Source organism: Streptomyces niveus (assembly GCF_001723055.1).
In the GTDB taxonomy this organism is placed as follows: domain Bacteria; phylum Actinomycetota; class Actinomycetes; order Streptomycetales; family Streptomycetaceae; genus Streptomyces; species Streptomyces niveus.
This window is the reverse complement of record NZ_MDCR01000090.1, coordinates 1-5,323: the sequence shown is the minus strand read 5'-3', so window position 1 is coordinate 5,323 and position 5,323 is coordinate 1. Positions and strand designations below refer to the sequence as shown.

Sequence of the window (5,323 nt, the reverse complement as noted above, 5' to 3'; positions counted from 1 at the left end):
CGTCGGTCGTCGCGGCCGTCGTCAGCCGTCCAGTTCCTCGGCGAGGGCGCGCAGCGCCAGCCGGTACGAGCCGATGCCGAACCCCGCGATCGTGCCACTGGCGACGGCCGCGACGACCGACGTGTGGCGGAATTCCTCGCGTGTGTACGGGTTGGAGATGTGCACCTCGACCAGCGGCGCGGTGCGCTGCGCCGCCGCGTCCCGCATTCCGTACGAATAGTGCGTGAACGCACCGGGGTTGAGAACGACGGGGATCGATCCGTCGGCCGCCTCGTGCAGCCAGCGGATCAGCTCGCCCTCGTCGTTCGTCTCGCGTACGTCGACCGCGAGGTCGAGTTCCTTGCCCGTGGACTGGCAGGTCTCCACAAGACCGGCGTAGGAGACGGAGCCGTAGACGTCCGGTTCGCGGGAACCGAGCCGGCCCAGGTTGGGGCCGTTGAGCACCAGCACCCGACGGGTCACTCGGACACCTCCCCGTACGCGGCGAGCAGCACGGCCGGGTCCGGTCCCTCCAGCACGGTCGGCTTGGCCAGACCGTCGAGGACGATGAAACGCAGCAGGTCACCGCGGGATTTCTTGTCGACCTTCATGGTTTCCAGCAGCTTGGGCCACTGGTCGCCCCGATAGGTCAGCGGCAGTCCGACGGACTTCAGGACGGCGCTGTGCCGTTCGGCGGTGGCGTCGTCCAACCGGCCCGCGAGGCGGCCCAGTTCGGCGGCGAAGACCATGCCGATGGAGACGGCGGCGCCGTGCCGCCATTTGTAGCGTTCGTTCTTCTCGATGGCGTGGGCGAGCGTGTGTCCGTAGTTGAGGATCTCGCGTACGCCGGACTCCTTGAGGTCGTTGGACACGACCTCGGCCTTGACCCGGATGGAGCGCTCGATCAGCTCGGCGGTGTGCGGTCCGGCGGGGTTGCGGGCGCCTTCGGGGTCGGACTCGATCAGGTCGAGAATGGCCGGATCGGCGATGAACCCGGCCTTGATGATCTCGGCCATGCCGCTCACGTAGTCGTGCACGGGCAGCGAGTCCAGCGCCGCGAGGTCGCACAGCACCCCGGCGGGCGGATGGAACGCGCCCACGAGGTTCTTGCCCTCCGCGGTGTTGATGCCGGTCTTGCCGCCGATCGCCGCGTCGACCATGCCGAGGACGGTCGTCGGTACGGCGATCCAGCGCACGCCGCGCAGCCAGCTCGCGGCGACGAATCCCGCGACGTCCGTGGTGGCGCCGCCGCCGACGCCGACGATGACGTCGCTGCGGGTGAAGCCGGTCTGTCCCAGCGCCTTCCAGCAGTAGGCGGCGACCTCGACGGTCTTGGCCTCCTCGGCGTTCGGCAGCTGGATGGCGACCGCCTCGTACCCCTGGTCCGCCAGGTCCTGGCGCAGCGCCTCACCGGTCTCGGCGAGCGCCTCCGGGTGCAGTACGGCGACGCGCTTGGCCCGGGTGCCGATGAGTGCGGGCAGCTCGCCCAGCAGCCGCCGGCCGACCAGCACCTCGTACGGGTCGTGGCCCGCGGTGCCGCCGACCTGGATACGGGTGACCGGCTGGTCCTGGTCCGTCGTCATGCGTCGTTCTCCTTGCCGGGGTTGGCGGACGGATCGGCTCCGGGGACGGCCGTGGCGCCCAGTTCCAGCGCCTCGATGACGGCTTCGGCGACCTCTTCGGGCGCCCGCTCGTCCGTGGGCACGACCGCGCGCGCGACCTCCGTGTAGAGGGAGCGGCGCTCCTCCATCAGCAGCTTCCACTGCTGGCGGGGGTTGATGGCGAGCAGCGGCCGGGCCAGCCCGAGACCGGTGCGCCGGACCGCCTCGTTCGCCTCCATGGAGAGATAGACGACGGGCAGGCCCGCGAGCAGTTCACGGGTGTCCTTGTCGAGGACCGCCCCGCCGCCGAGCGCGACGACGCCGGGGTGTTCGGCGAGCGCGGTCCGTACGGCGGTCCGCTCCAGCTCCCGGAAGTGCTGCTCGCCGTCGTCGAAGAAGATGTCCGAGATCTCGCGGCCCTCGGCGGCGACGATGTCCGCGTCGGTGTCCCGGTACTCGGTGCCGAGGCGTTCGGCGAGCAGCGCGCCGACGGTGGTCTTGCCGACCCCCATGGGGCCGACCAGGACGACCAGTGGGCCGCTCATCGGATCACCAGGTTCTCGAGGTACGACTCGACGTTGCGCCGGGTCTCCGGGACGCTGTCGCCGCCGAACTTCTCGGCCACGGCGTCGGCGAGGGTCAGCGCGACCATGGCCTCGGCGACGATGCCGGCGGCGGGCACGGCGCAGACGTCGGAGCGCTGGTGGTGCGCCTTGGCGGGCTCGCCGGTGACGACGTCGACGGTGGCGAGTGCGCGGGGCACGGTCGCGATGGGCTTCATCGCGGCCCGTACGCGCAGCAGTTCACCCGTCGTCAGCCCGCCCTCGGTGCCGCCGGAGCGGCCCGACGCGCGCCTGATGCCCTCGTCGGTGACCATGATCTCGTCGTGCGCCTGGGAGCCGGGCACCCGGGCGAGGCCGAAGCCGTCGCCGACCTCGACGCCCTTGATGGCCTGGATGCCCATGAGGGCGGCAGCGAGCCGGGCGTCGAGCCTGCGGTCCCAGTGGACGTGGCTGCCGAGGCCGACGGGCACGCCGTACGCGAGGACCTCGACCACGCCGCCGAGGGTGTCGCCGTCCTTGTGGGCCTGGTCGATCTCGGCGACCATCGCCTCGCTGGCCTCGGGGTCCAGGCAGCGCACGGGGTCGGCGTCGAGCCGCTCCACGTCGCCGGGGGTCGGGTACACGCCGTACGGGGCCTTGGCGGTGGCCAGTTCGACGACGTGGGAGACGATCTCGATCCCGGCCGTCTCCTTCAGGTACGAGCGGGCGACCGCGCCGAGCGCGACCCTGGCCGCGGTCTCCCGGGCGCTGGCGCGCTCCAGGATCGGCCGGGCCTCCGACGCCCCGTACTTCTGCATGCCCGCGAGGTCGGCGTGGCCGGGACGGGGGCGGGTCAGGGGTTCGTTACGGGCGAGCCCGGCCAGGATCTCGGGGTCGACCGGGTCGGCCGCCATGACCTGTTCCCACTTGGGCCACTCGGTGTTGCCGACCATGATCGCGACCGGCGACCCCATGGTCAGGCCGTGCCGTACGCCGCCGAGGAAGGTGACCTCGTCCCGCTCGAACTTCATGCGCGCGCCGCGTCCGTAGCCCAGTCGCCGCCTGGCGAGATGATCGCCCACGATCTCCGTGGTGATCGGCACACCCGCGGGAAGGCCCTCCAGCGTCGCGACGAGTGCGGGCCCGTGCGACTCCCCGGCTGTCAGCCAGCGCAACCTGCTCAACGGTGCTCCTCGGTAATTCTCGGCAGCTTCGACGGTACGACTGCGGTACGCATCCTCGGGTCCCGATCCTGCCATGACCGGCCACCCGTTCCGTGACTCCGTCCAGCCAGCGGATACGCGGGCGGGGACCGGCCGTCAGCCCCGGTGGGCGCCGAGCGCCTGTTCGCCTGCCTTGCGCATCACGGCGAGCGGGGCGGGCGCGCGGCCGGTCATCAGCTCGACCTGGAGAACGGCCTGGTGCACGAGGAGGTCGAGACCGCCGACCACGGGGCCGCCCCGGGTGGACCAGGCGGCGGCGAGCGCGGTGGGCCACGGGTCGTACAGCACGTCGAAGAGCGTGCCGGGGCGTTCGGGGACCCGGTCGGCCAGTTCGTCGGTGGCGCCCGCGGGGGTCGTCGCGATCACCAGGGGCGCGCCGAGCGCGTCGGCCGCCTCCGACCAGTCGGCGGTACGGACGTCGACGCCGAGCTGTTCGCCCCAGCCACGCATCTCGGTGGCGCGGGCCCGGTTGCGTACATAGGCGGTGACGGGCCCCGTACAGATGCGGGAGAGCGCGGCGAGCGCGGAGGACGCGGTCGCCCCGGCACCGAGGACGGCCGCCGACTCCACCGCCGTGACGCCCCGTTCGCGCAGGGCGGCCAGCATGCCGGGGATGTCGGTGTTGTCGCCCGTACGCCGCCCGTCGCCGTCGATGACGACGGTGTTGACGGCCTCGACCGATGCCGCCGTCCCGCTGATCCCGTCGAGCAGCGGGATGACGGCCCGCTTGAGCGGCATGGTGAGCGACAGACCGGCCCAGGACGGGTCGAGACCGGCCAGAAAGGCGGGGAGCTGTGCCTCGGCCACGTCGAAGCGGTCGTACGACCAGTGGGTGAGGCCCAGTTCCGCGTACGCCGCGCGGTGCAGCACCGGGGAGAGCGAGTGCGCGATGGGCGACCCGAGTACGGCCGCCCTGCGTTCCGTTGTTCTAGTCGTCCGCATTCTTCCGTCGTTCGTTGAACTTCGCGACCAGCTTCTCGTGCTCGGCCAGGGTCTTGGTGAATTCGGTGGTCTTGCCGTCGATGGAGATGAAGAACATCCAGGCACCCGGGTCGGGCGTCTTCGCGGCGTTCAGGGCGTCGGCACCGGGATTTCCGATCGGGCCGGGCGGCAGACCCGTGTGGAAGTACGTGTTGTAGGGATCGGGATTGTTCCTGATCTCCGAGGTCGAGATGTCGATCTCGCTCTGTTTCTTGAGATAGTTGAACGTCGAGTCGAATTCGATTTTCCGATTGGTGGCGGTGTTCGTCGGCTTGAGCCGGTTGTAGACGACGGACGCCATCTTCTTGAAGTCGTCGTGCGTCATGCCCTCGGCCTGCACCAGGCTGGCGACGGTGACGACGTCGAGCGGCGATTCGAGACCGAGCTTCTCGGCCGATCCTTCCAGGTCGTACTTCTCGTACTCCTGCGTGGAGCGGGCGACCATCTGCTTGAGGACGTCCTCCGGCTTGGTCTTCTCACCGATGTCGTAACGCGCCGGGTAGAGGAATCCTTCGAGCGGGTCCTTTATGTTCTTGTCGTCGTCGGCCCAATCGGGCAGCCCGAGCTTGTCGGCCTCGGACTTGGCGACGTCCTCCGTGGTACCGGGGTCGAGCTGGAGTTTGGCGTCGATGAACTCGTAGACCTTCACGGCGCGGGTACCCTCGGCGATGGTCAGCGAATTCAGGTTGGCCGGGTCGGTCATCAACTCGACCGCGGCCTTCGCCGACATCTCCTTCTTCATCGGATAGACACCGGGCTGAATGGTCTTGCCCTTGGGGTGCTCACCCGCGGCGTCGATGAAGGCCTGGGTGCTCTTGACCACACCGGCCTTCTTGAGGAGATTGCCCATCTCGGCGAGCCCGGCGTTCTTCGGGATCTCGACCTGGACGGGGGCGGTTCCGCTGCCCGTGAAGTCGGCGGGCGGACCGAAGCGCTCCTGCCAGAACGTGTAGGCGTAGTACCCGCCGCCGGCCGCGCCGGCGGCGGGTCCTACGCC

The 5,323-nt window shown here is 70.3% G+C and carries 6 protein-coding genes; all 6 read right to left on the bottom strand.

Going from position 1 to position 5,323, the window contains the following annotated elements; genetic code table 11:
* Nucleotides 1–21: 21 nt before the first annotated feature.
* Entirely contained in the window at nt 22–462 is a 441-nt protein-coding gene (gene aroQ, locus BHU15_RS12420; RefSeq protein ID WP_069627248.1) for a type II 3-dehydroquinate dehydratase, read from the bottom strand.
* Nucleotides 459–1,562: a 3-dehydroquinate synthase gene (gene aroB, locus BHU15_RS12415; RefSeq protein WP_069627247.1), complete on the bottom strand. Its 1,104-nt coding sequence runs from the start codon at nt 1,560–1,562 to the stop codon at nt 459–461. The genes aroQ and aroB overlap by 4 nt, the downstream gene beginning before the upstream one ends.
* Nucleotides 1,559–2,125, bottom strand: coding sequence for a shikimate kinase (locus BHU15_RS12410; protein WP_069627246.1), 567 nt, complete (start codon nt 2,123–2,125; stop codon nt 1,559–1,561). The genes aroB and BHU15_RS12410 overlap by 4 nt, the downstream gene beginning before the upstream one ends.
* Nucleotides 2,122–3,306 carry a chorismate synthase gene (aroC, locus tag BHU15_RS12405; protein WP_069627245.1) on the bottom strand — a complete coding sequence of 395 codons (1,185 nt, stop codon included), beginning with the start codon at nt 3,304–3,306 and terminating at the stop codon, nt 2,122–2,124. The genes BHU15_RS12410 and aroC overlap by 4 nt, the downstream gene beginning before the upstream one ends.
* 135 nt (nt 3,307–3,441) lie before the next feature.
* Entirely contained in the window at nt 3,442–4,287 is an 846-nt protein-coding gene (locus BHU15_RS12400; protein WP_069627244.1) for a shikimate dehydrogenase, read from the bottom strand.
* A partial coding sequence (gene mltG, locus BHU15_RS12395; protein WP_107422841.1) for an endolytic transglycosylase MltG occupies nt 4,274–5,323 on the bottom strand: 1,050 nt, incomplete at its 5' end. The genes BHU15_RS12400 and mltG, both read right to left, overlap by 14 nt.